23 protein-coding genes are annotated in these 24,566 nt (G+C 61.6%); 16 read left to right on the forward strand and 7 right to left on the reverse strand.

The window, feature by feature from the left end; translation table 11 throughout:
* Nucleotides 1–130 precede the first annotated feature (130 nt).
* The 4 genes from AC1M7R_RS19545 (at nt 131) to AC1M7R_RS19560 (ending at nt 4,258) form a co-directional block, all read left to right on the forward strand.
* Nucleotides 131–2,125, forward strand: coding sequence for a polysaccharide biosynthesis protein (locus AC1M7R_RS19545; RefSeq protein ID WP_072430563.1), 1,995 nt, complete (start codon nt 131–133; stop codon nt 2,123–2,125).
* 114 nt (nt 2,126–2,239) lie between these two features.
* Nucleotides 2,240–2,575, forward strand: a complete 336-nt coding sequence (locus AC1M7R_RS19550; RefSeq protein WP_072389319.1) for a ComEA family DNA-binding protein — start codon at nt 2,240–2,242, stop codon at nt 2,573–2,575.
* A 162-nt stretch (nt 2,576–2,737) separates the two neighbouring features.
* Nucleotides 2,738–3,391: a GntR family transcriptional regulator gene (locus tag AC1M7R_RS19555; protein ID WP_123596409.1), complete on the forward strand. Its 654-nt coding sequence runs from the start codon at nt 2,738–2,740 to the stop codon at nt 3,389–3,391.
* 15 nt (nt 3,392–3,406) lie between these two features.
* Nucleotides 3,407–4,258, forward strand: a complete 852-nt coding sequence (locus tag AC1M7R_RS19560; protein WP_490609847.1) for an urea carboxylase-associated family protein — start codon at nt 3,407–3,409, stop codon at nt 4,256–4,258.
* A 78-nt stretch (nt 4,259–4,336) separates the two neighbouring features.
* Here AC1M7R_RS19560 and AC1M7R_RS19565 read toward each other — a convergent pair whose 3' ends face one another.
* Complete coding sequence (locus AC1M7R_RS19565; RefSeq protein ID WP_072389313.1) at nt 4,337–4,504, reverse strand: DUF2897 family protein; 168 nt, start codon at nt 4,502–4,504, stop codon at nt 4,337–4,339.
* 117 nt (nt 4,505–4,621) lie between these two features.
* The gene (gene eat, locus AC1M7R_RS19570) at nt 4,622–5,986 is read right to left on the reverse strand and encodes an ethanolamine permease (protein ID WP_490609848.1); all 1,365 of its coding nucleotides are present in this window, start codon (nt 5,984–5,986) and stop codon (nt 4,622–4,624) included.
* Nucleotides 5,987–6,345: 359 nt separating this feature from the next.
* Here eat and kdpF point away from each other — a divergent pair, with 359 nt between their 5' ends.
* From kdpF to AC1M7R_RS19600, 6 genes are all read left to right on the forward strand, one after another.
* Nucleotides 6,346–6,435, forward strand: coding sequence for a K(+)-transporting ATPase subunit F (gene kdpF, locus AC1M7R_RS19575; RefSeq protein WP_053155116.1), 90 nt, complete (start codon nt 6,346–6,348; stop codon nt 6,433–6,435).
* Between the two features lie 8 nt (nt 6,436–6,443).
* A complete protein-coding gene (gene kdpA / locus AC1M7R_RS19580) occupies nt 6,444–8,138 on the forward strand; it encodes a potassium-transporting ATPase subunit KdpA (RefSeq protein WP_072430300.1) in 1,695 nt (564 codons plus the stop codon).
* Nucleotides 8,139–8,148: 10 nt separating this feature from the next.
* Nucleotides 8,149–10,203 carry a potassium-transporting ATPase subunit KdpB gene (gene kdpB, locus AC1M7R_RS19585; RefSeq protein WP_072389307.1) on the forward strand — a complete coding sequence of 685 codons (2,055 nt, stop codon included), beginning with the start codon at nt 8,149–8,151 and terminating at the stop codon, nt 10,201–10,203.
* Between the two features lie 65 nt (nt 10,204–10,268).
* Nucleotides 10,269–10,814, forward strand: coding sequence for a potassium-transporting ATPase subunit KdpC (kdpC, locus tag AC1M7R_RS19590; protein ID WP_072389305.1), 546 nt, complete (start codon nt 10,269–10,271; stop codon nt 10,812–10,814).
* Nucleotides 10,815–10,946: 132 nt separating this feature from the next.
* Complete coding sequence (locus tag AC1M7R_RS19595; RefSeq protein WP_490609849.1) at nt 10,947–13,598, forward strand: DUF4118 domain-containing protein; 2,652 nt, start codon at nt 10,947–10,949, stop codon at nt 13,596–13,598.
* Between the two features lie 48 nt (nt 13,599–13,646).
* Nucleotides 13,647–14,345 (forward strand): response regulator, encoded by a 699-nt coding sequence (locus tag AC1M7R_RS19600; protein ID WP_490609850.1) that lies wholly within the window; start codon nt 13,647–13,649, stop codon nt 14,343–14,345.
* Between the two features lie 39 nt (nt 14,346–14,384).
* Here the strand turns inward: AC1M7R_RS19600 and AC1M7R_RS19605 are convergent, their stop codons facing one another.
* Nucleotides 14,385–15,422: a patatin-like phospholipase family protein gene (locus AC1M7R_RS19605; protein WP_072389299.1), complete on the reverse strand. Its 1,038-nt coding sequence runs from the start codon at nt 15,420–15,422 to the stop codon at nt 14,385–14,387.
* A 204-nt stretch (nt 15,423–15,626) separates the two neighbouring features.
* On the opposite strand from AC1M7R_RS19605, the gene AC1M7R_RS19610 reads away from it, so the two are divergent.
* The 3 genes from AC1M7R_RS19610 to AC1M7R_RS19620 all read left to right on the forward strand — a co-directional run bounded on the left by AC1M7R_RS19610 (nt 15,627) and on the right by AC1M7R_RS19620 (nt 17,782).
* On the forward strand, nt 15,627–15,917 hold the full coding sequence (locus AC1M7R_RS19610; RefSeq protein ID WP_039588883.1) for a hypothetical protein: 291 nt from the start codon (nt 15,627–15,629) through the stop codon (nt 15,915–15,917).
* An 88-nt stretch (nt 15,918–16,005) separates the two neighbouring features.
* Nucleotides 16,006–16,767, forward strand: coding sequence for a CHAD domain-containing protein (locus tag AC1M7R_RS19615; RefSeq protein WP_072389297.1), 762 nt, complete (start codon nt 16,006–16,008; stop codon nt 16,765–16,767).
* A gap of 217 nt (nt 16,768–16,984) precedes the next feature.
* Nucleotides 16,985–17,782 carry an acyl-CoA thioesterase gene (locus AC1M7R_RS19620; RefSeq protein WP_072389295.1) on the forward strand — a complete coding sequence of 266 codons (798 nt, stop codon included), beginning with the start codon at nt 16,985–16,987 and terminating at the stop codon, nt 17,780–17,782.
* Between the two features lie 14 nt (nt 17,783–17,796).
* On the opposite strand, the gene AC1M7R_RS19625 is transcribed toward AC1M7R_RS19620, so the two are convergent.
* From AC1M7R_RS19625 to AC1M7R_RS19635, 3 genes are all read right to left on the reverse strand, one after another.
* Nucleotides 17,797–18,159 carry an Mpo1-like protein gene (locus tag AC1M7R_RS19625; RefSeq protein WP_072389293.1) on the reverse strand — a complete coding sequence of 121 codons (363 nt, stop codon included), beginning with the start codon at nt 18,157–18,159 and terminating at the stop codon, nt 17,797–17,799.
* A gap of 239 nt (nt 18,160–18,398) precedes the next feature.
* The gene (locus AC1M7R_RS19630; RefSeq protein WP_072389291.1) at nt 18,399–19,880 is read right to left on the reverse strand and encodes a methyl-accepting chemotaxis protein; all 1,482 of its coding nucleotides are present in this window, start codon (nt 19,878–19,880) and stop codon (nt 18,399–18,401) included.
* 114 nt (nt 19,881–19,994) lie between these two features.
* Nucleotides 19,995–20,804: a TatD family hydrolase gene (locus AC1M7R_RS19635; RefSeq protein ID WP_072458100.1), complete on the reverse strand. Its 810-nt coding sequence runs from the start codon at nt 20,802–20,804 to the stop codon at nt 19,995–19,997.
* 234 nt (nt 20,805–21,038) lie between these two features.
* Between AC1M7R_RS19635 and AC1M7R_RS19640 the strand changes: the two genes are divergently transcribed.
* From AC1M7R_RS19640 to AC1M7R_RS19650, 3 genes are all read left to right on the forward strand, one after another.
* The gene (locus AC1M7R_RS19640) at nt 21,039–22,460 is read left to right on the forward strand and encodes an MltF family protein (RefSeq protein WP_072389287.1); all 1,422 of its coding nucleotides are present in this window, start codon (nt 21,039–21,041) and stop codon (nt 22,458–22,460) included.
* Nucleotides 22,461–22,561: 101 nt separating this feature from the next.
* Complete coding sequence (locus tag AC1M7R_RS19645; protein ID WP_072389285.1) at nt 22,562–22,996, forward strand: DoxX family protein; 435 nt, start codon at nt 22,562–22,564, stop codon at nt 22,994–22,996.
* Nucleotides 22,997–23,246: 250 nt separating this feature from the next.
* Nucleotides 23,247–23,555 (forward strand): hypothetical protein, encoded by a 309-nt coding sequence (locus AC1M7R_RS19650; protein WP_072389282.1) that lies wholly within the window; start codon nt 23,247–23,249, stop codon nt 23,553–23,555.
* Here AC1M7R_RS19650 and AC1M7R_RS19655 read toward each other — a convergent pair.
* Nucleotides 23,542–24,429, reverse strand: a complete 888-nt coding sequence (locus AC1M7R_RS19655; protein ID WP_123596406.1) for a PI-PLC domain-containing protein — start codon at nt 24,427–24,429, stop codon at nt 23,542–23,544. The two genes, AC1M7R_RS19650 and AC1M7R_RS19655, sit on opposite strands and share 14 nt — an antisense overlap.
* Nucleotides 24,430–24,566: the final 137 nt, after the last annotated feature.

Below are 24,566 nucleotides of genomic sequence, written 5' to 3' on the forward strand. Positions count from 1 at the left end.
GGATCGGGTCTATTTTCTGGTACTGGTACGGGTACGTTTCTGATGAACGTTTTATCGATGATGCACGGCGCCTATACGTTCTATGCGAGCGCATTCGCGACGGGAGTAGCCCAAGTTGGGTAAGGGGTTCATGGATAAGCTAAGAATAACCTTGCTCGGATTGCCAAGGCGCCATAAGCGGGCGATCCAGGTGGCGACAGACATCGTCCTTGTCTGGCTCGCTCTTTGGTTGGCGTTCGTCGTTCGGCTCGGTATCGAGGCATTGGCCAGCCCGATTGAAACGCATTTGTGGCTATTCGGCTCCGCACCGCTGGTTGCCATTCCGATTTTCATCCGCTTTGGCATGTACCGTGCTGTCATGCGTTATTTCGGTAACGACGCGCTGATCACTATCTGCAAGGCCGTCAGCCTTTCGGCATTATTGTTGGCTCTTGTGGTGTATTGGTACAGCAACCACAAGACCGTGGTACCGCGCTCCATCATTTTCAATTATTGGTGGCTCAGCCTGATCATGATTGGCGGCCTGCGTCTGATGATGCGGCAGTATTTCCTGGGGGACTGGTTCTCCGCCGCGCAGCATGTCCCCTTTACCAACCGCGCAGATGGCCTGCCCAGAGTAGCAATCTATGGTGCAGGTGCCGCCGGTAATCAACTCGTGGCCGCCTTGCGCATGGGACGTGTCATGCGACCGGTTGCATTCATTGACGATGACAGCAGTATTGCCGACCGAGTAATCGCCGGATTGCAGGTCTACGAACCGAAGAATATCCAGAAGATGATCGATACCACCGGTGCCCAGGAGATTTTGCTGGCTATCCCGTCTTCATCCCGCGGGCGTCGTCGGGAAATACTGGCGTTGCTCGAACAGTTCCCGCTGCATGTACGCAGTGTTCCGGGATTCATGGACCTGGCCAGTGGCCGGGTCAAGGTCGACGACATCCAGGAGGTGGACATCGCTGACCTTCTGGGGCGAGATGCGGTCCCCGCCCAACCTGACTTGCTCGAGCACTGTATTACAGGGCAGTCGGTATTGGTGACCGGAGCGGGCGGATCGATCGGCTCGGAGTTGTGCCGGCAGATCCTGGCACTCAAGCCCACAACGTTATTGTTGTATGAACATAGCGAATTCAACCTGTACAGTATTCTGTCTGAGTTGGAACCACGGATCACACGTGAGTCTCTATCCGTTCGCCTGTTACCCATCCTGGGTTCGGTCCGGGATCAGGGCAAGTTACTGGATGTGATGAAGACCTGGAATGTCGATACGGTCTATCACGCCGCGGCTTATAAACATGTCCCCATGGTCGAGCACAACATTGCCGAAGGTGTGCTCAACAACGTCATGGGTACGCTTAATACGGCGCAAGCAGCGCTGCAGGCTGGGGTATCGAACTTCGTATTGATTTCGACGGACAAGGCAGTACGGCCCACCAACGTGATGGGTAGTACCAAGCGGCTTGCTGAGCTGACTCTGCAGGCCCTCAGTCGTGAATTGGCGCCAGTGTTGTTCGGCGATAAGGCCAATGTCTCGAGGGTTAATAAAACCCGTTTCACCATGGTTCGGTTCGGCAATGTGCTGGGCTCGTCCGGTTCGGTGATTCCTCTGTTCCATAAACAAATCAAGTCCGGCGGACCGTTGACCGTTACTCACCCGAAGATCACGCGTTATTTCATGACCATTCCCGAGGCTGCGCAATTGGTGATCCAGGCAGGCTCCATGGGGCTGGGGGGCGATGTGTTTGTTCTGGACATGGGGGAGCCGGTAAGAATCGTCCAGTTGGCGGAGAAAATGATCCATCTGTCTGGCTTGAGCATTCGTTCGGAGAAAAATCCCCACGGAGACATTTCCATCGAATTCACCGGTCTTCGCCCTGGCGAGAAGCTGTATGAAGAGTTGTTGATAGGTGACAACGTGGTTGCCACCCAACATCCGATGATCATGAGCGCCAACGAGGATTACCTGCCCTGGGATGTGCTCAAGGCCAGGCTGGCCGAACTGCTGGCAGCGATCGAACAGGATGATTACGCCAGGGTCCGCCAGTTGCTTCGCGATACCGTCAGTGGCTACGCGCCGGACGGAGAGATTGTCGACTGGATCTATCAGCAGCGTCGCCTCGAACCCTGATTGTTACACACGCTGTAACGTACACGCTTTTGACACCACCCTATCATCGCCTAAGTTTGAGAAGCAGCTTCGGAAAAGCTGCTTCTCTCTTAACGATGTCATGGAGCGTCACTTATGCGTACAGGCTATTTCTATTCCCTGGTTTTTGCCCTGCTGACCAGCGCCTCTATTGCCGCAATCGCTGCGCCAGCGGTCAAGCCCGAGACAACGGCAGCGCCGCAGGTCACACAGGTATCGACCAGGCCGGAAGGCGCCAAAGTGAATCTCAACGAGGCGGACGCTGCTACGCTGCAACGTGAGCTGGCGGGTATAGGCGAGGCCAAGGCCAAGGCAATTGTTGCATACAGGGAAACGAATGGAGCCTTTTCCTCGGTTGAAGAGTTGTTGGAAGTCAAGGGGATTGGCAAGGCGATTCTGGACAGAAATCGCGAAAAGCTGGACGTGAACTGAAGTGAGGTAGAAGAGAGGCCAGTCATATGACTGGCCTTTTTGCGTCTGGAAGACGAGGCAACGATGAGTAGCTGCTTCCACTGTGGCGGGTACACGATTGCCTGGCATGGATTGTGATTACTCATTTGCAACCGATTGTTGAACAATCCTGAGGCTCCGAATATGAACATTGGTCTTTCCCTGGCCGACCAGATCACCCTCGAGCTGCGCGCCGATATCATCGGCGGTGGCTTGTTGCCCGGCATGGCGTTGGTGGAGAACGACCTGGTGTCCGCCTACAGCGCGTCGCGCAATACCATTCGTGAAGCGTTGCATCGCCTGGGGCAGGAAGGGCTGGCCCGTTACGTGCGCAACAAGGGTGTGATGGTTCGCAGGTTGGACAGTGACGATGTGCGGGACCTCTTCAAGGTTCGGCGCACCCTGGAGCTCCAGGCGATCATGAACAGCCAGCCACTTGCCACGTATCGGTCCGACCGGATGCTCGACGCGCTTGACGCCGCCGAGCTGGCCCGGGAGCGCGAAGACTGGCGGGCGGTCGGTACGCACAGCCTAGCATTTCACCAGCACATCGTTGGGTTGTTGGGCAGCCCCTTGCTTGATGATTTTTTTACCAACGTGGTTGCGCAATTGCGCCTGGCGTTCTTCTGCGCCCCCGATGAGCCGCGCTTCCAGGCACCTTGGCTGGCCCGCGACCGGCAGATCCATGACTGGCTGGCGGAAGGCAACAAGCATGGGGCACATGAAGCGATGAGCGTCTACCTGGACGACTCCGAGCAGATGCTCTTGCACCTGCTGTCTTCCACCTCAAAGAACTGATCAAGGACTCCTGTCATGTACAAAGACTATCCAGCCGCCTATCAGGTCAGCAAAGGCTCAGCCCTGCAAGTGGACAAGCCCTTCTACGACCGTATCCGCGCTCAGCAGGACAAACGCACCCTGATCGAACAGTTCGAGGTGCCAATCCGTACCGGTCGAGCCTGGCACGTCCCGGCGGGGCACGTGTTCCGGGTCACTACGCCGGTGGGGCCGCAGGTAGGGGACTTCAACGTCTGGAACGCTCATGATCCACGGGAGCGCCTGTGGGCGGCACGTACCCGTCAGTTGCAGGGCGCTCATGTCAGTACCCATGACCGGCTGTGGTCGAACCTGCCATTCCTGCGTCCTTTGGTGACCATCACCGATGACAGCCTGGCCGCTTATGGCATCGACGAGCATGGTGGACGGCTGCATGATCTGCTGGGGACGCGCTGTGATCCGTACGTGAACAAAATGCTCACAGGCGAGGACTTCCATCACCATTGCCACTCGAACCTGACCCGTGCGGTGTTGCCCTATGGATTGACCGAGTTTGACGTGCACGACGTGCTGAATATTTTCCAGTGCACCGGACTCAACCATGACGACATGTATTTCATGAAGGCCTGCCCGGCGCGGCAGGGCGATTACCTGGAGTTCTTCGCCGAGATCGATCTGCTATGTGCCTTATCGACGTGCCCTGGTGGGGATTTGTCCGTGGCGATGTGGGGGCCGGATGCGCAGGATCCCCTTGGCGTCTGTCGTCCACTGGGGGTTGAGATCTATCGGTTGGAGGATTCTTTGCTGGAGGGCTGGAGCCAACCTGAGCGGGCGGCATACAAAGGGTTGCATGGCTTGCAGATTGCCAAGGCGGATTGGGAGAAGTAACACGACAGGCGCGGCAATGCACTGCCCTCTGTGGTGAGGGGATAAATCCCCGCCACAGAGGCTCTATTCATTTCGGATTCAACGGTCCTTGGCTTCTTTCGCATCCATTTGCGCATTGCGCTCGGCAACGCGCTTGCGTTGCTCATCGGTCAACTCGACTTTGTTGGCAGTGTCGCGCAGCAGCATCAGGCCGCCAACGATCGAGCCGATTGCCACGATCAGGATCAACCAGGCATACCAGGGCATAGGATTCTCCTTGAGGGGCAGTGGCCAAACGAGTATTCGCCGGCCAATGTCCTACCACTTATGAGCGAAGGCTGTTCGCAGTGGTTCCATACTACGCCCGTTATGCCTGTTTCGCTTTCATAGCCCGGTCAGCATTGCATCGGCCGGCGCATCGGCGCGCAGTTGCGCCGTGAGGATGAAATAGACGAAGCCCACTGCCATGAAGCCGACGAAGATCAAGCCGATCAGCATGTTGAACCAGGCCATCGCCACCAGGCATACCACCGCCAGCACCAGGGCGATCCCCGGCACGATCGGATAGCCCGGTGCGCGGAAAGTACGCTCCAGGTTGGGTTCGGTTTTGCGTAGCTTGAACAGGCTGAGCATGCTCATGATGTACATGACGATGGCGCCGAACACGGCCATCGTGATCATTGCCGCGGTCAGGCTCATGCCGCCGAGATTGATCAGGCCGTCGCTGTAGATGGCTGCGATGCCGATCACACCTCCGACGATGATGGCTCGGTGCGGTGTCTGGAAGCGGGACAGCCGGGCAAGGGAGGTGGGCAGGTAACCGGCCCGGGCCAGGGCGAAGAACTGGCGCGAGTAGCCCAGGATGATGCCGTGGAAGCTCGCCACCAGGCCGAACAGGCCAATCCACACCAGCATGTGCAACCAGCCGGAGTTATCGCCGACCACGGCTTTCATTGCCTGGGGCAGTGGGTCGTTGATGTTCGACAGGGTGCGCCAGTCCCCCACGCCACCGGCGAAGAACATCACGCCCATGGCCAGGAACACCAGGGTCAGGATGCCGCTGATGTAGGCCTTGGGAATTGTCCGTTTTGGATCCTTGGCTTCTTCGGCGGCCATGGCGGCGCCTTCGATCGCCAGGAAGAACCAGATGGCGAAGGGGATTGCGGCGAATATACCGGCAATGGCCGGCGCCCCGAACACATCCGAACCGGCCCAGCCGTTCAGGGCGAAATTGCTGAAGCTGAACGCTGGCGCCACGACGCCCATGAAGACCAGCAGTTCAGCTACCGCCAGGACACAGACGATCAGCTCGAAGGTGGCCGCCAGTTTTACCCCGAGAATGTTCAGAATCATGAAGACGATATAGGCGCCGACCGCCGCATGCTTCGGGTCCAGGGCCGGGAATTGCACGTTCAGGTAGGCGCCGATGGCCAGGGCGATGGCCGGTGGCGCGAAGACGAACTCGATCAGCGTCGCCAGCCCGGCGATCAGGCCGCCTTTCTCGCCGAAGGCCCGGCGGCTGTAGGCGAACGGACCGCCAGCATGGGGGATGGCGGTGGTCAGTTCGGTGAAACTGAAGATGAAACAGGTGTACATGGCCGCGACCATGAATGAGGTCACCAGGAAACCCAGTGTACCGGCGACGCCCCAGCCATAGCTCCAGCCAAAATACTCGCCCGAAATCACCAGCCCGACGGCAATGCCCCATAGATGCAGGGTGCCCAGGGTGGGTTTGAGTTGTGTGTTCATCGGTGGCTCCCCCTCGATCAGTAGCAAAAGCGCTGGGATGGGGCAGTGCAGTGGGCGTGCCAGTATGGTTCGGCCGGTCGTAATGAGGGAAATCGTGTCGTATCGGGGATGTTGGCCGCCGGATTACCTGTTTTTGTGCCCCAGTTAGGAGCGTCGGTGCCTGGGCGGACCTCTTCGCGGGCAGGTTCGGGGTCCCCACGTATGGCAAGCCTGGTTACGAACGCGCTCCATGACTCTCCACAAGTCCCGATCTTTACAAATTCTTTATCCCCCAACCCCACCCTCGATCTCGTTCCTTTACAGCCACCCTGCAGACAATGACTCCATCACGGCACGACGCCGTAACACGGAGAAATCCCATGAGTGTTCTGGACGGGGTGTCACTGCTCCTGGCAGTGGCGCTGTTCATTTATCTGCTGGTTGCGCTGTTGCGCGCAGATCGGAGCTAGGAGCAGCCATGCACGGTTATGACTACGGATTGATGCTTGCCTTTTTCGCGCTGGTGCTGATTCCGGCACCGTTCCTGGGGCGGTTCTACTATCGAGTGATGGAGGGGCAGCGGACCTGGCTGTCACCCGTTCTCGGCCCGGTAGAGCGCGGCTGTTATCGCCTGGCCGGAGTCGACCCCGGCACCGAGCAGAGCTGGCAGAAATACACCCTGGCCTTGCTTGCCTTCAACCTGGCGGGGTTCGTGTTGCTGTTCGCGATCCTGCTGCTACAGGGTTACCTGCCCCTCAACCCCGAGCAATTGCCCGGCATGGAGTGGACCCAGGCCTTCAACACGGCCGTCAGCTTCATGACCAATACCAATTGGCAGTCCTACAGCGGCGAGGCATCCCTGAGCTATTTGAGCCAGATGGCCGGCCTGACCGTGCAAAATTTCGTCAGCGCCGCCACCGGCCTGGCGGTGCTGGTGGCACTGTGTCGTGGCATCGGGCGCCGGTCCGCCTCGACGCTGGGTAATTTCTGGGTCGACATGACCCGTGCCACTCTCTACGGGCTCTTGCCGTTGTGTCTGTTACTGGCCTTGTTCCTGGTATGGCAGGGCGTGCCGCAGACCTTCGCGCATTACGTCCACGCCGTGACGGTGCAGGGCGCGGACCAGGTGATCCCCCTGGGGCCGGCGGCCAGCCAGATCGCGATCAAGCAACTTGGTACCAACGGTGGCGGGTTCTTTGGTGTCAACTCGGCGCATCCGTTCGAAAACCCGACGGCCTGGAGCAACCTGTTCGAAGTCGCGTCGATCATCCTGATCCCCGCCGCGCTGGTGTTTACCTTCGGCCACTACGTCAAGGACCTGCGTCAGAGCCGGGCGATCATCGCCTGCATGCTCGTGCTGTTCCTGATGGGCGGTGCTACCTCGCTGTGGGCTGAATACCAGCCCAACCCGGCACTGGCTGACGCCGCCGTGGAGCAGGTCGCGCCACAGGAGGGCAAGGAGGCGCGCTTGGGCACCACCGCGACGGTGCTGTGGTCGGTGACCACCACGGCGGCCTCCAACGGCTCGGTCAATGCCATGCATGACAGCCTCAACCCTCTCAGCGGCATGGTCGCGCTGGTGAACATGATGGTGGGAGAGGTGATCTTCGGCGGCGTGGGTGCCGGACTCTACGGGATGCTGTTGAACGTGCTGATCGCGGTGTTCCTGGCAGGCCTGATGATCGGTCGGACGCCTGAATACCTGGGCAAGAAACTCGGTGCCAGGGAAGTGCAGTTGCTGGTGGTGACCTTGCTGGTCATGCCCGTCAGTGTCCTGGTGCTCGGTGCTGTCGCCGCGAGCCTGCCGGGACCATCAGCCGCAGTGAGCAACCCTGGCGCCCACGGTTTCAGCCAATTGCTGTACGCCTATACCTCGGCAGGGGCGAACAACGGTTCGGCATTCGCCGGTTTCGGCGCCAATACGCCGTTTCACAACCTGATGCTGGGCCTGGGCATGTTGATTGGTCGTTTCGGCTACATCCTGCCGGTACTGGCGTTGGCTGGCAGCCTGGCGCTCAAGAAGACCGCGCCGGTCGGGCAGAACAGCTTCCCCACCCACGGGCCGCTGTTCGTGACCCTGTTGACCGTGACCATCCTGCTGGTAGGCGGCCTGAGCTTCCTGCCGACCCTGGCCCTGGGCCCGATTGCCGAACACCTGAGCATGGGCTTCTGAGGAACCGATGATGAATATGCCTGCAACCGAAACGGTCGCCACCAAGGCCACCCAATCACCGAAGACTTCGGTCGCTACACTGTGGCGGCCTGCGCTGAAGCAAGCCTTCGTCAAGCTCGACCCGCGGCAATTGTATCGGGCCCCGGTCATGCTGGTGGTGGAGCTGACCGCAGTCTTCACCACCGTGCTGTGCTTCATTCCCGACAGTGTCGTGCCGGTCTTCGTGGCGGCGCAGATCGCGCTCTGGCTGTGGTTCACCGTGCTGTTCGCCAACTTCGCCGAAGCCTTGGCCGAAGGACGTGGCAAGGCCCGGGCCGACAGCCTCAAGGCCGGTAGCGAGGGCCTGAGTGCTCGTCGTCAGGTTGCCGCTGGCTTTGAAGTGATTCCCGCCAGTGGCTTGCGCAAGGGCGATGTGGTGCGCGTCGAGGCGGGCGAGATGATTCCGGGCGATGGCGAGGTGATCGAAGGGATCGCCGCGGTCAACGAGGCCGCCATCACGGGGGAGTCGGCACCGGTCATTCGTGAATCCGGTGGGGACCGCTCGGCCGTCACGGGCAACACTCGCCTGGTTTCCGACTGGTTGCTGGTGCGAATCACCAGCAACCCCGGTGAATCCACCCTGGACCGCATGATCGCCCTGGTGGAGGGCGCCAAACGCCAGAAGACGCCCAACGAAGTGGCGTTGGATATCTTGCTGATCGGCCTGACCCTGATCTTCCTGCTGGTGGTCGTGACGTTGCAGCCGTTCGCTCATTTCGCCAACGGCAGCCTGCCGCTGGTGTTTCTGGTGGCGCTGTTGGTCACGCTGATTCCCACCACCATCGGCGGATTGCTGTCGGCCATTGGCATCGCCGGCATGGACCGGCTGGTGCGCCTGAACGTTATCGCCAAGTCCGGTCGCGCGGTGGAAGCGGCAGGGGACGTCCATGTGCTGATGCTGGACAAGACCGGCACCATTACGTTCGGCAATCGTCGTTGTGCCGCGGTATATGCCACTCCGGGCGTCAGCGCCAAGGAGCTGGCCGAAGGCGCGCTGTTTGCCTCGCTGGCCGACGAAACCGCCGAGGGCAAGTCTATCGTCGAGTACCTGCGCGGCCTGCATCCACAGCCCGAGCCCGCCGTCGAACTGCTGACAGCCGTCCCCTTCAGCGCTGAGACCCGCTTGTCCGGTGTCGATTATCAAGGGCGCAAGTATCGCAAGGGGGCCGTCGATTCCCTGCTGGAATTCGTCGGCCTGCCACGCAGCGAATTGCCCACGGTGCTGGCCCGGGAGATCGACAAGATCGCCCAGAGTGGCGGCACCCCGTTGTTGGTGTGTGTCGATGGGCGGCTGCTGGGGGCCATCCACCTCAAGGATGTGGTCAAGCCTGGCATTCGCGAACGCTTTGCCGAGCTGCGCAAGCTGGGTATCCGTACCGTGATGGTCACCGGCGACAACCCGCTGACGGCCGCTGCGATCGCCGCCGAGGCCGGTGTCGATGACGTGCTGGCCGAAGCCACCCCGGAGAAGAAGCTGGCGCGTATCCGTCACGAGCAGAACGACGGTCGATTGGTCGCCATGTGCGGCGACGGCGCCAACGATGCGCCGGCCCTGGCCCAGGCCGATGTCGGCATGGCGATGAATGACGGCACCCAGGCGGCGCGGGAAGCGGCCAACATGGTCGACCTCGACAGTGACCCGACCAAGTTGCTGGATGTGGTGCAGATCGGCAAGGAATTGCTGGTGACCCGCGGAGCGCTGACCACCTTTTCCATTGCCAATGACATCGCCAAGTATTTCGCGATCCTGCCGGCGTTGTTCGCTTCGATTTATCCACAGCTGGGTGTGCTGAACGTGATGCACCTGAACAGTCCGCAAAGCGCGATTGTCTCGGCCATTGTCTTCAACGCGCTGATCATCGTGGTGCTGATTCCCCTGGCGCTGCGAGGCGTGCGGGTGCAGGCGGCCAGTGCCGCGGCGCTGCTGCGGCGCAACCTGTTGATCTACGGCCTGGGTGGGATCGTGGTGCCCTTCGTAGGCATCAAGGCAATCGACATGTTGCTGACGGCGTTGAACCTGGTTTGAGCCTGATGCCGGCCAACCGGTCTGCACGCCGCTAGAGGTTGTTGTCCCAATTCGAGGATTCTGAGATGTCCACACTGATACGCCCGGCCTTGAGCCTGTTATTGCTGATGACCCTGATCACAGGTGTCGCTTATCCGCTGGTGGTGACGGGAGTCGCGCAAGTGGCCTTTCCCGCCCAGGCCAATGGCAGCCTGGTCCGGGATGCCGATGGCAAGGTGCGCGGTTCGATGTTGATCGCCCAGGATTTCCAGGGCGATGCCTGGTTCCATCCACGGCCATCGGCCGGCGCTTTCGCCACGGTCGCCAGTGGCGCCAGCAACCTTTCCCCGAGCAACCCGGCCCTGGCGGCGCGTGTCACCGACGAGGCTCGCAAGCTCCAGGTGACCGGCCAGGGGCCGGTCCCGCTGGCGCTGCTCACCACTTCCGGCAGTGGCCTCGATCCGCACTTGCCACCGGCTGCGATTGCCTATCAACTGGCGCGTGTCGCCGCAGCGCGCAGCCTGCCGGTTTCCGCAGTGCAGCAATTGCTGGAGGCACACATCGAGCAGCCCCTGGTGGGGCCGCCGGTGGTCAATGTCCTGGCATTGAACCTGGCGCTGGAAAAGCTCTAGCCGGCCAGGCCGCCTTCGCGGGCAGGCCCGCTCCCACAGGGGATTGTGCTGAACCTGTCGAAGCGGGCCTGCCTGCGAAGGCGCCGGGAGAATTCACTGCATCACTATCCAGAGACAAGAGATCCCTTTGCTATGAGCGACTCCGATCGTGCCGACGCACTGTTAGCCAATCTGTCCCGTCATGATCGTGGTCGACTCAAGGTCTTTCTTGGCGCGGCCCCCGGAGTCGGCAAGACCTACGCCATGCTGCAAGCGGCCCACACCCAACTGCGCCAGGGCGTGAAGGTGATCGCCGGTGTGGTGGAGACGCACGGTCGGACTGAAACCGAGGCGTTGCTCGGTGGCCTGGCGCAGCAACCGTTGGTGCGCTCGGAATACCGCGGTGTGATGCTCGAAGAAATGGACCTCGACGGTCTGCTCGCCGCGCGGCCGACCCTGGTGCTGGTAGACGAACTGGCCCACACCAATGCGCCTGGCAGTCGCCATGCCAAGCGTTGGCAGGATATCCAGGAGCTGCTCACCGCCGGCATCGATGTCTATACCACCGTGAACGTCCAGCACCTGGAAAGTCTCAACGACCAGGTGCGTGGCATTACCGGCGTGCAGGTTCGCGAGACCTTGCCCGATTGGGTCCTGCAAGAGGCCGACGAGCTGCTGCTGATCGACCTGCCTCCTCGTGAGCTGCTGGAACGGCTGCGCGATGGCAAGGTCTACGTGCCGGAGCAGGCCAGGGCAGCCATCGATGCCTTCTTCAGCCAGACCAACCTTACCGCCTTGCGCGAACTGGCGATGCAGACCGCCGCGGCCCAGGTGGACAAGGACCTGACCCAGGGCTACCGACAGATGGGCCAGGCCGCTCCGGCGGTGCGGGGCCGGCTGCTGGTGGGCGTGGATGGCGACGCCCAGGCCGAACGCCTGGTGCGCCATGCCAGCCGTGTCGCCCAACGTCGGCATTTGCCATGGAGCCTGGTGCACGTGGACAACGGCAGCGCCCGGGACGAACCCTCGCGCCAGCGCCTGCAAACGGCCCAGCAACTGGCCGAACGCCTGGGAGCAGAGGTGGTGTTGCTGCGGGCCGGCGAAGTGGCCAGGACCCTGATCCAGCATGCCGCCGAGCGTCGTGCCACGCTGGTGTTGGTGGGACAGTCCAGACCGCGTCTGCGCAGGCGACTGTTCGGCGGCGGCCTGGCGTCGCGGTTGCTGCGAGACGCCAGGGGGCTGGAGATCAACGTGCTGGACAGCGATGAACAGCCGCGTCCCGCCCATGTGCGCTCGGACGCCGCGCGCAGCGGATTCGACTACGCGCTGGCGCTGATTGCAACCATGGCGGCCAGTGCGCTGGCCTGGGGTGTCTCCGGGTTGTTGGCATTGCCCAACATCTCCCTGGTGTTTCTGATGGCGGTATTGCTGGTGGCGGTGCGCAGCAGCCTTGGCCCGGCGCTGGCCTGCGCGGCGCTGTCGTTCCTGGCCTATGACTTTCTGTTCATCCCGCCGAATTTTTCCTTCACCATCCAGCGCGAAGAAGATGTGCTGACGTTGGTGTTCTTCCTGCTGATGGCGGCCCTGACCGGCAATCTCGCCGCCCGCCAGCGTCGCCAGTTGCAGGCCCTGCGCGACACCCAGCAGGAAACCGGGGTATTGCTCGACCTGTCCCGCAAACTCACCGCCGCCACAGACAGGCAGGCGGTGATCAGTGCCGCCGTGCAGCACTTCGACGGTTGGCACGATTTGCAACTGTGTCTGCTCAACCGGGATGGCCAGGCTGGCTGGAAAGTCGAGACCGGCGAGCCGCTGACCTTTACCGAGGCCGAGCGCGCTGCCGCCGACTGGGCCTGGCAGCATGACCAGCCAGCGGGCGCCGGCACCGGGACGCTGCCATCCGGACGCTGGTGGTGGTGGCCACTGTCGGTGGAAGGAGGGCCCTTGGCGTTGCTAGGGGCATGCCCCAAGGACGGCAAGCCGTTGAATGGCCAGCGGCGTCGTTTGCTGGCTGCCCTCAGCCAGCCGCTGGCCCAGGCATTGGCGCGGGCCCAGCTGGCCCAGGATCTGGAAGCGGCGCGCCTGCATGGCGAGACCGAGCAATTGCGTAGCGCCTTGCTGGCTTCGGTGTCCCACGACCTGCGTACGCCGCTGACTGCGATGCGCGGCAGCATCGACAGCCTGTTGGCGCTGGGGGAGGCGATCCCGCTGGCGGATCGTCGCGAATTGCTCGAGGGCACCCGGGATGAAGCCGAGCGGCTGGATCGCTATATCCAGAACCTGCTGGACATGACCCGCCTGGGCCATGGCGCCTTGAAGCTGGCGCGGGACTGGGTGGCGCCGGCCGATATCGTGGGCAGTGCGCTCAATCGACTTCGGGCGGTACTGGCGCCCCTGGCGGTCAGCGTCGAGGTACCTGCCGAACTGCCGCTGCTGCATATCCATGCGGCCCTGATCGAGCAGGCCCTGGTGAATGTGCTGGAGAACGCCGCGCGATTTTCGCCGGCCCAGGGGCGTCTGTTGCTGAGCGCCGGAGCGACGGACCGCGAAGTGTTCTTTGCCGTGGCCGATGAGGGGCCGGGCATTCCGGCTGAAGAGCGCGAGAAAATCTTCGACATGTTCTACACCGCTGCGCGCGGCGATCGAGGCGGGCAGGGCACCGGGCTCGGGTTGGCGATCTGTCAGGGCATGGTCGGCGCCCACGGTGGGCGAATCAGTGTGGATGACGGGCTCGACGGGCGTGGAACCTGCATCACCTTGCACCTGCCCTTGCAGGCACAACCGGGCATGGACGATGAAGCCTGAGCCGGACTGGGATATTCTCCTGCCATCTATTTATACCGAACGGACCCCATGAACCAGACCGCCACACTTTTGGTCATCGACGATGAACCGCAGATCCGCAAGTTCCTGCGCATCAGCCTGGCTTCCCAGGGCTACAAAGTGCTGGAGGCCGCCACGGGCAGCGACGGCCTGGCCCAGGCGGCGTTGAACAAGCCGGACCTGCTGGTGCTCGACCTGGGCCTGCCGGACATGGACGGCCAGCAGGTACTGCGTGAGTTCCGCCAATGGTCGACGGTTCCGGTGCTGGTGCTATCCGTGCGCGCCAGCGAAGCGCAGAAGGTCGAGGCGCTGGACAACGGAGCCAACGACTACGTGACCAAGCCGTTCGGGATCCAGGAATTCCTGGCCCGGATCCGTGCCCTGCTGCGCCAGGTCCCGACGGGGGAAGCACGGGAAGCGGCGCTGACCGTCGGACCGCTGACCGTAGACCTGGCTTATCGCCGCGTGCTGCTGGACGGCGCCGAAGTGGCCCTGACCCGCAAGGAATATGCAGTGCTGGCGCAGTTGGCGCGCCATCCGGGGCGAGTCATCACCCAACAGCAGTTGCTCAAGGACATCTGGGGGCCAACCCATATCGAGGACAGCCATTACCTGCGGATCGTGATCGGCCACCTGCGGCAAAAGCTCGTCGATGATCCGACCCGTCCCCGATTCATCGTGACCGAGGCGGGGGTGGGGTATCGGTTGTTGGGAGAGGGTGGTTTTTAACCCCTCGGTCTTCAGCCAAGCCTTGCCACAATTGTTGCTTCAGCTCTGTTCACTTTCATACCGATCCAGGGTGTCACTGGCGATTTCCCTGCCCAGCGCGATCAGTTCCGGCGCCTTGTAGAATTCGAAAAAACGGCACACGCGCTTGGGCACGTTGATCAGCACATCCGGCGGATAGCCGGCGATCTTGTATTGGGCCAGGGAGGTCTGCATGACCTCGAAGCTCTGGTTGATCAGGTCCAGCAGCGAGGCCGGGCCGACGTTATCGATGATGAACGAGCCGGTGGCGGATTTCGGGGCGCCTTCGGATTCCGGCGCCGCGGCCGGTTGCTGGCCTTCGGGTTCGGCCGATTCTAGCCAGGGGTTGATGTCGGCGGCCTCGGCCCTCAGCGCTTCTTGCTCCAGTAACAGCAGTTGTTCGGCCTGTTTGCGGCGAAACGGCAGGCGCGAGCCTAGGGAACTGACCAGAGTGTCGAAGCGACGCCTGAATGCTGCGGGTCGCGGGATGACGGGCAGGCGGTATTGCCTCTGGTTCGTGGCATTGAGGTTGACCGCGATGATCAGGTCGCAGTGGCTGGACACCACCGGCACGATCGGCAACGGATTGAGCAGGCCGCCATCCACCAGCATGCGATTGCCTTGCATCACCGGCGTGAACAGGCTGGGGATAGCCGCCGAGGCCCGCATCGCCTGGTGCAGGCAACCTTCCTGGAACCAGATTTCCTGTTGGTTGGTCAGGTCGGTGGCCACGGCGGTATAGGGAATGCGCAGGTCTTCGATATTGAGTTCGCCGACGATCTTGCGGATCTGCCCGAAGACTTTTTCCCCGCGAATCGCCCCCAGGCGAAAGCTGACATCCACCAGCCGCAACACATCCAGGTAGTCGAGACTCTCGATCCAGTTGCGATAGTCGTCGAGCTTGCCCGCGGCATAGATCCCGCCTACGACGGCCCCCATGGAACAACCGGCAATGCAGGCGATGTCGTAGCCACGCCGTTCGATCTCCTCGATCACCCCGATATGGGCGTAGCCCCGTGCACCACCCGAGCCCAATACCAATGCGACACGTTTTGTCATGACCTGGCCTCTTGTCGAACAGGCTTCAACAATGCACTCATCGACGGCCCGGCTCAATCGTTGTGGCGCGAGCGTCGTTTTTTGACACACCGGTGTGGCATTTTTGTATGCTCGCCCACACTTGAATTAACGCGGTTGGGCCTTGGCACTTTTTGCCGGCGGGACCGTCTTACCAGCACGACTGTTGACCTTGAGGTGTTATCGATGAAAGCCCGGATCTGCCTGCCCCTGGTGGCATCCCTGATGGTTCTGGCCCTGGCCGGTTGCGCCGGCAAGACCGCGTACCGAGACAGTTGCGGCAGCCAGCTCGACAGTGCCTGGCGTGAACTCGACCTGGCCAAGGCCGAAGGCTTTGCCGGTACCGTCAGCTATTCCAAGGCCCTGTCGTTGCTGACAGGCGCCAAGACCCAGCAACAATTCGAAGCCTTTGAAGGCTGCACCAAGAAAGCCGAGAAAGCGCGTTTCTACATTCGTGAGTCCCGCGCGGGGCGATAAAAGCAGCGACACGTTGTAAGCTGCAAGCCTCAAGAGAGGCGTTGTGCCTGTGAGGCTTGCAGCCTGGCGCTGCTAACGGAGTAAGCCCATGATCGATCGGCTGGTGGCCCGGATACTGGGCCTGGAAGTCCGCCTGCTGGCCTGCCAGGCCCGCCTGAATGCCCATACCGACAGCGAAGCGTTGCATGACCTGCGCACCACGGTCCGCCGTCTGCGCAGCCTGCTTCGCCCGTTGCGCGGGTTACCCGGGGTCGAACAGCTGGAAGCGGCCGCCTCGGCGGTCGGCACCCTGACCACGCCATTGCGGGACCGGGAAGTGCTGGCGGCCTACCTGGAGGCGCACGGCAAGCCGCAAGCCGCTCAGCACCGCCAGCTGCAGATGGCCCAAGCCTATCGCGCCGTCGCCGCGAGCCCGGAGCTGGGGCACTTGCTGATGATCCTCGATGCCTTCCCACGCTTCATTCGTGCCGCCCAGCGCCAGGGGTTGCTCAAGGGATTGCGCAAGCGCATCGAAAAGCGCCTGGACAAGCAATGGAAGAAACTCGGTGAAGCCTTGGACGATCCGGCTCACGACCGTCATCGCTTGCGTTTGTTGATCAAACGCGTGCGCTACGCCATCGAAGCCTATCCCGAACTCGATCGCCTGCCCGAGGCGGCCATGCCACGGCTCAAGTCGGCCCAGGCCGCGTTGGGGGACTGGCACGATTGCTGGCAATGGCTGGCCAGGGCCGAGCAGGAACACGACCTGCAATCCTGCGTGCCGAGCTGGCGGGTCACCATGGAAAAGGCCGAGGCCAAGTCCGACAAGGTGCTCGACAAGCTGATAGCGGACTGCTTCGACAAGTCCTGAATCCTGCCTGCATATTTTTCCCACGGGAGCGCTGTCTCCCGTATTCCTCTTGTCACGGATGACGGGTTCGTGGGCACACTCGCTCCCGCGGTCGATCGAGGGTGGATTTGAAAAGCTGCGGCCTATCTGTCCGTTTCTTTGGCCGGAATGAGCGCTGTGCCGCTCGCACGGGCTGGTTAAGATCCGTTCATCGTTCTTCCCCACTTTCGAGGTTGTCATGCGCTTTTCCGATTTGATCGATGCCGTGCGTCGCCAGCCAGATGCAGTGACCATCGCGCCCGAATGGGGCCAGGGGCGCGCCAGTTTTGGTGGGTTGGTGGCGGCGTTGCAGTATGAGGCGATGCGTGCGCGGGTCCCGGCGGATCGCCCGGTGCGTTCGCTGGCGATCACTTTCGTCGGTCCGGTCGAGCCGGACGTACCTGTCAGTTTCGAAGTCGAGGTGTTGCGCGAAGGCAAGGCGGTCAGCCAGGTGGTGGGGCGAGCGGTGCAGAAGGGCCAGGTGGTCACCCTGGTCCAGGGCAGTTTCGGCGCCTCTCGTGCTTCCGTGGTGGCGGTGCAGGCCGACCCCGCGCCGTCCTTCACGAATGTGGAGCAGTGCCAGGAGTTGCCCTACGTCAAGGGCGCCACCCCGGAATTCATGCGGCATCTGGCAATGCGCTGGAGCGTCGGCGGCCTGCCGTTCACGGGCAACAAATCCCGGAGCATGGGCGGCTGGGTACGGTTACGGGGGGATGTGAAGGAAGAGCCGCTCAACGAGGCCCACATCCTGGCGTTGGTGGACGCCTGGCCTCCGGCATTGTTGCCCCACCTGACGCAAATGGCTCCGGGCAGCACACTCACCTGGACCATCGAATTCGTCCAGCCGGTGCTGGAACTCACGACGCTGGACTGGTGCCAGTACCTGGCCGAGATCGAGCACGCCCAGGACGGCTACGGTCATGTCGCCGCGAAATTCTGGAGCGCCGATGGGCGCCTCATCGCCATGAGCCGGCAGACAGTGACCATCTTCGGCTGAGGGGAGCTCGCGACTCAGCGCCGGTGGCGGTCCCGCCAGGCGCGCCACCAGCCACCGCTGAACAGGAACCTGGGAAAGGTCAGGAACTGTTCCACCAGCAGCCGCGATACCGCGTCTTTGCGGTCGCTGAACGGTTCGGAGGCCTGTGCCTCCAGACCATGGCCGTGGCGCTGCAAGCCCAGCGCGGCGATCACGCCGATCACACCGATGGCGATATTCGCCAGGTTCAGGCCGAACACCCCCGACACGATCAGCAGGAATGCAACGATGAACAGCGGCACGGCAATCAGGTGCAGCACCAGGTTGGTCGGGTGACGGTGATTGTCAGGGTAGGCACGCCATTGCCAGGCGGCAAGGTTGGGGTGACGTTTGCCCATGATGCTGTTCCTCGATTCGTCTACACATATGGGTGAAGAATAGGCGTCGACCGTTGGACCGGCGAATCGAGGTTGCTTATCGGGGCGATAGAATCAAAAGGCAATGGCGGGATTGACTGTTGGGCTCGCTTGAAAATCAAGAAAGCCCGCCCCAGTGCGTAAAGCCGTCCGCCCTTCGAATTCGCTAAATGAACAGCATGACCCCCAGTGCGGGAGAGGGCTGGCGCTGAATCGCGGGCTCAGAGCTTGAGTTGCCCGATCGCCTTGTTCAGTTCGCCGGCCAGGGTCGCCAGGTCATGGCTGGTGGTGGCCGAGTCCACTGTCTGGCGCACGGTGTTTTCGGTGACGTCGCGAATGCTGACCACCGCCCGGTTCATTTCTTCGGCGACCTGGCTCTGCTGCTCGGCGGCGACGGCGATCTGGGTATTGCTCTCGCGCATCTGTGCCACCGCCCCGGTGATCTGTTCCAACGCCTCGCCTGCCTCGCGGGCCTGTTGTACGCAATCGTCAGCCTTGTAGGAGCTTTCCTGCATGAAATCCACGGCATCCCGGGTGCCTGCCTGCAGGGCCGCTATCATGCCGGTGATCTCGTCCGTCGAGGTTTGCACGCGCTTGGCGAGGTTGCGCACCTCATCGGCCACCACGGCGAAGCCTCGGCCCATTTCCCCGGCTCGCGCTGCCTCGATCGCCGCGTTGAGGGCCAGCAGGTTGGTCTGTTCGGCGATGCTGTGGATGACGCTGACCACGCCGTTGATCTTCTGGCTGTCTTCGGCCAGGCGCTGGATCATTTCGGCGGTCTGCTGCACACCGGAGGAAAGCCCGGTGATCGATTGCTGCACACGGCCAACCACCTCTCGGCCATTGCCCGCCAGAGTATCGGCGGTTTTCGACAGGTCGCGGGTGGCGCCGGCATGTTGAGCGATGTGGTACACCGTGGCGGACATTTCGTTGATCGCCGTCGCCGCCTGATCGGTTTCGCTCTGCTGGCCGAGCATGCCGTGGCGCACATCGTTCATGCTCGATGCCAGGCGTGCCGCTCCACTGTCCAATTGGCGTGCGGTGCTGGCCACGGTATCGACCACGCGTTGATAACCGGCCTGCATGGCATTGAATGCCGCGGCCATCTGGCCCACTTCATCCCGGCAGGCCAGAGGCACACGAGCGGACAGGTCGCCGGTCCGTTCGACGTGCAGCATCACGTCCTTCAGGGTGTTGAGTTGGCTGAGCAGGAAGCGGATCAACAACTGCGACGCCCCCAGCATCGCCAGCATCAGTACGAATACCGCCACCGCGTATTGGCTGAAGCGTTCTCTGAATACCTGGCTCAGGCTTGCGCCAGGGACCAGTACGGCGAGCTGCTGGCCGTCGCTTCGCTGGATCACTTCGGCGCCCAGCAGCGGCCGCTCACCGAACAAGGGACTGGCGTCGAATTCGACCCGGCCTGCGGCCCCCTCCAACGCCGGTAATGGCTGGTCCTCGAAAACGGGCACCTGGCCTCGGGGGAAGCTCAGCAGGTAATCGGTCTTGGGCAGGGCCTGTCCGGCAGGCCAGCGATCGAGCAGCCGGGCCTGGGCCTGGGCATTCGCCAGGGCCGCGTGGTTGCGGGCCTGTTGCTCCAGATGCACCGCGTAAAGGACGAGCAGCAGGGTGGTCACGAAGGCCACCGCATTGACCGCCCAGAATTTGTATTTCAGTGAGATATTGCTAAGCCAGGCACCCATGGAAGGTCTTCTCTGATAGCGGAAACAGTTTTGGCAAGGTGCCATTATTCTGATGCTATTCAGCGCGGCGCATTTTGATATGGGTCAACGGATGCCGTGTGCCGTTGGATAGGGCTAGCCGCAAATCACAGGCAAACCAAAAAAGGCCCTGGCGCACGCGGTACTGTGGACCGCCAGCTCTTCCCGGGATTCGCCTCGGTGCAAGGCGACTTCGCGCAAGACCTCTGTCAGATAGGCCGGTTCGTTGCGACCGTTCTTGGGCTTGGGGCGCAGCGTGCGCGGCAACAGGTACGGCGCATCGCTTTCAAGCATCAGTCGGCCGCGAGGGATCTCGCGCACCAACGGGTGCAGGTGCGTGCCGCGGCGCTCGTCACAGATCCAGCCGGTGATGCCGATGTGCAAGTCCAGGTCGAGGTAGCTGTACAGTGCTTTTTTCTCACCGGTGAAACAATGCACCACGGCGGCGGGCAAGCGGTCGCGGAAGTCCCGGAGAATTTCCAGCAGGCGCTGGTCGGCGTCGCGTTCGTGGAGGAAGACCGGCAGCTGCAGTTCCGTCGCCAGGGCGAGGTGCTCCTCCAGGACCTTCTCCTGTTGTGGGCGAGGGGAGAAGTCCCGATTGAAATCCAGCCCGCATTCGCCTACTGCCCGGGCGCGGCCTTGCTTGAGCAGATCCTTGAGACGCCGGGCACTGTCGGCGGTCCATTCGCTGGCGCTGTGCGGGTGAATGCCGGCAGTGGAAAACAGCCGCTCGCCGGTTTCATCGAGGCGCTGGCACAGCTCGATCGCCTGTTCGCTGCTGTCGATGCTGGTGCCGGTCAGGATCAGTTGGCAAACCCCGGCTTCATAGGCGCGCTCGAGCACCGCCTGGTGTTTGTCGACGAAACTGGGGTTGGTCAGGTTGACGCCGATATCGATGAGTTGCATGGTGCTACCTCGGCCCAAGGGCCCGAAAGCATACCAGAGCTGTAGATTTATAAGAAAAGCCAAGAACTACAACGAGTTGAGGCTGTCTGTTGAGGCCACGAGACAGGTCGGGTTGGTATAAATGCCAGCGCTGTGCCAGTCTTGCGCACTTTTCAGCGCCCCAGGCGCTCTGTTTCCGTCGGCTCAAGCCTCGATTCTGAGGAAGGCGAGCGTCGGTATCCTTCCGGAGTGTGGATGGTACGTCCTCAGGTGTTGTTACTGCTGTGTTGTTCGCTGCTTTTGCCGATGCCGGCCGAAGCACGGCTGCCCGGGCCAGTACAAACTGTGGCGCCGGGTACCGTGCGTGATCTGGCGCAGATCCGCAGCAGTCGCGTGCTCAAGGTGCTGGTCAATCAGAGTCGTAACAGTTCCGGTGAAGTCCAGGGGCAATCCATCGGTGTCGAATATCACCGGCTGCGAGCCTTCGAGCAGTACCTCAACGGCCATGCCCGCGATGGCCAGCAAATCACTCTCAAGATCATCCCCACGGCCAAGGATCAGTTGCTCGGCGCCTTGCACCGTGGCGAAGGCGACCTCGTGGCGCCGGGCGAACTGCTCGAACCCCAGGCCGGCCAGGCGGTCAGCGCCAGCGATCCGATCCGGTCCGATGTGCCATTGCTGCTGGTGGGCATCAAGGGCGAGAAACGTTACACACGCGTAGAGCAGCTCTCCGGCAAGACCCTGGCCCTGCCCAACGGCAGTGCCGCGGGGGACGCGGTGAACCAGATCAACCAGAAACTGGCGCTGCTCAAGTTGCCTGCGGTGAAGATCGAATGGGTCGATCCCAGCCTGGCGGTTGAAGATGTGCTGGAGATGGTCCAGGGCGGGATCTTTCACCTGACGATCGTCGAACAACCCATTGCCGAGCGCTGGGGCAAGATCCTGCCCAAGCTGCGTTTCGATCGACAGGTGCCCATTGGCGAGCCGCAGAGCGAGCACTGGTTTGTCCGCCGCGACGCCGCGATGCTGCGTGCGAGCATCAACGGCTTCCTGACCACCTACAAGGTTCCGTCCAACCAGGACGCGGCGTTCCTGCGTATCTATCGTCGTTTGTACCAGGTCCACAATCCCTTGGCCCGGGCCAATCGCCAGCGTCTGGAGACGCTGCGTCCGGTGCTGCAGAAGCACGCCGAGGCCCAGAACATGGACTGGCTGAACCTCGCGGCCCTGGCGTTCAAGGAGTCTGCCCTGCAACCCAGTGCCCGCAGCGGCAGCGGTCCCACGGGACTGATGCAGATCACGCCTTCGGCGGCCCAGCGGGTGGGGGTGGGCAATATCCAGAACCTGGATGCGAATGTGCAGGCCAGCGCCAAATACCTGGCCCTGATCCGTCGCAAGTTTTTCTCCAGCCCCAAACTCAACGAACGTGAACGCATGGCCTTCGTGCTGGCTGCCTACAACATGGGACCGGAACGGGTGCAGGGCATGCGTGCCGAGGCCCGGCGACGGGGCCTGAACCCCAACCAGTGGTTCTTTCAGGTCGAGCGCATTGCCATGGAGCAGGTGGGAATGGGCGCCGTCAGCTACGTTAATAGTGTGAACAAGTACTATCTGGCGTTTGATCGAGAGCGAGAGTCGCTGGAGCCCAGGGAGCAAAAGGTCGCTCTGCGGAAATGATCTAATAATTCGAATGGTATAGCGGATTTTTTCCGCTTTTATCATGAGTTCAATCGATTAATATGGCGACCACACAACGCACACACCAAGGAATGCACCCTATGAGCACTGTCATCAACAAAGTCCTGTCCACTCGTGCCGGTTATGGCCTGACTGTTCTGCGCATTGCTGTAGGCATCATTTTCGCCGCCCATGGCGCGCAGAAGCTGTTCGGCCTGTTCGGTGGCTACGGTCTGGCGGGGACGGCCCAATGGATGGAAAGCATCGGCCTGACGCCAGGTTACCTGATGGCCACATTGGCGGGCGGTACGGAGTTCTTCGCCGGCCTGGCCCTGGTCATTGGCTTGCTGGCCCGCCCGGCGGCATTGGGCCTGGCGTTCCTGTCGCTGGTGGCGATTTTCTCGGTGCACATCGGCAACGGTCTGTTCATGGCCAACAACGGTTATGAGTTTGCCTTGGCCTTGCTGGCCGGTAGCATCGCGATACTGATCGAAGGTGCGGGCAAGTTGTCGGTCGACGGTGCCGTCGCTCGCTGATCGCTTTCGCGGATTGCAAGAGGCCCGTCTGCTACGGGCCTTTTTTGTGGGCGCTGATTCTTGACACTGGCTGGTCGGCTTCTCTAGGATGCTGCGCATGCGCCGATTTAAACAGCTACTTGCGGGGCGCCAGGTGACTCAGGGAGTTGCCGTCAGAAGCCAGAGACACGGCTTCGAAATACCGCTAAAGCGCTGGTTCGGTGTTGCCTCTCACCTGCCATGCAGACTTTCGAGGCAGAGACACGACACGATGAACGCACCCAACTCCCTGGCCCGTCTGGCGCCTATTACGGCAAGTCTTCTGCAGCGTAATCCGAAAATCCTCCTGGGCGGTACCCACCAGCCTACATTGTTGCGCTATCTCGATGGCTGGCCTCGACGCAGCCACGGCCCCGCGGCATTCCTCATTCAATTCGTCGAAGACGGCGAGTCGCTGGCACGTTTTGCCAACGACAGTTTCGACCTGGCCGTCATCCAGGCGCCCAGTGCGGCGGATGCTCCGGAGATGATCCGGCAACTGACCCGCGTGGCGCGGCAAGGGTTGATCACGCGGCGGTGAGGGAGGCGCTCTTTGCCTTCGCCCGAAGCCGATTGGCATGCATGCAGTTGAAGACGATCTGGCTGCGGGTCGACCAGTCGGTATTGATGATGTGGAAGCGTTGTATATAGCTGTCGCTGTTCCTGGACTCGAACCACAGATCGATCTTGTCGCTGAAATCATCCGGAATATGCAGGGGCAGCACATACTTGGCGCATTGTATCGAGCGTAGGACGAAGTCGGGTTTCTTCCGGGCGGATTGTTCGTCCATGAACTTCTTCAAGGCGCTGGTGGTATTCAGGTTCTTGCCGCTCCATTGGTGTTCCACGCCTTTCCAGTATTTGGCCCTGACGCGGTGGTTGTAGGAGATGACCACCGTGCGCCCCGGCCGATGCGTCCAGATATCTTCCACCGTTGCCTTGCGCCAGTTCCTGGGTATCAGCCGTTGTCCGATTTTCGTATGGATCAACTCATGCAGTTCCCGATGGGTCGCGCGGGTGAAGTTCTTGAACTTGTGAAAATTCAGAATGATGATTTCCTTCGCCCGCGTTGCCTTGTGGTCGAGGTCGTCGTAGAAATTGTTCAATTGATCCAGGACATCGCCGCTCACCGTGCGCCCGGATGAGGTGAGGTGGAACAATTGAAAGCGCCCGTCGCTGCCGGGGGGAGCGTTGCCAGAACACACCACGCGCAGGTCCAGCACGCGAAAGCCCGCCAGGATCTGTTCGATGATCGGCACGTCCTGGGTCTTCTCTTGAGGCAGCGTAAGGTTGGGGGCTTTTTTATCGGCTCCGGAGTCATGCGTGCCGGGCAAGATAAGTTCGTCGATGCGCAGTTTGTATAACTCGGGGGTGTTGTACATCCAGCAATCCAGTCCATGGTGGGTAATCTGCATGATTATTCATCCTTGAATAATTTTTTTGAGCAAAAGGCGTGACACAGCCTGCGCCAGTCATTCTGCGCAGGACAGCAGCCGTGTCAAAGTTTCAAGTTTGGTGGGATGTTTCCGCGCCCGCGTGCCCTAGGGCAGGC

It is taken from the genome of Pseudomonas sp. MS01C9, assembly GCF_058202755.1.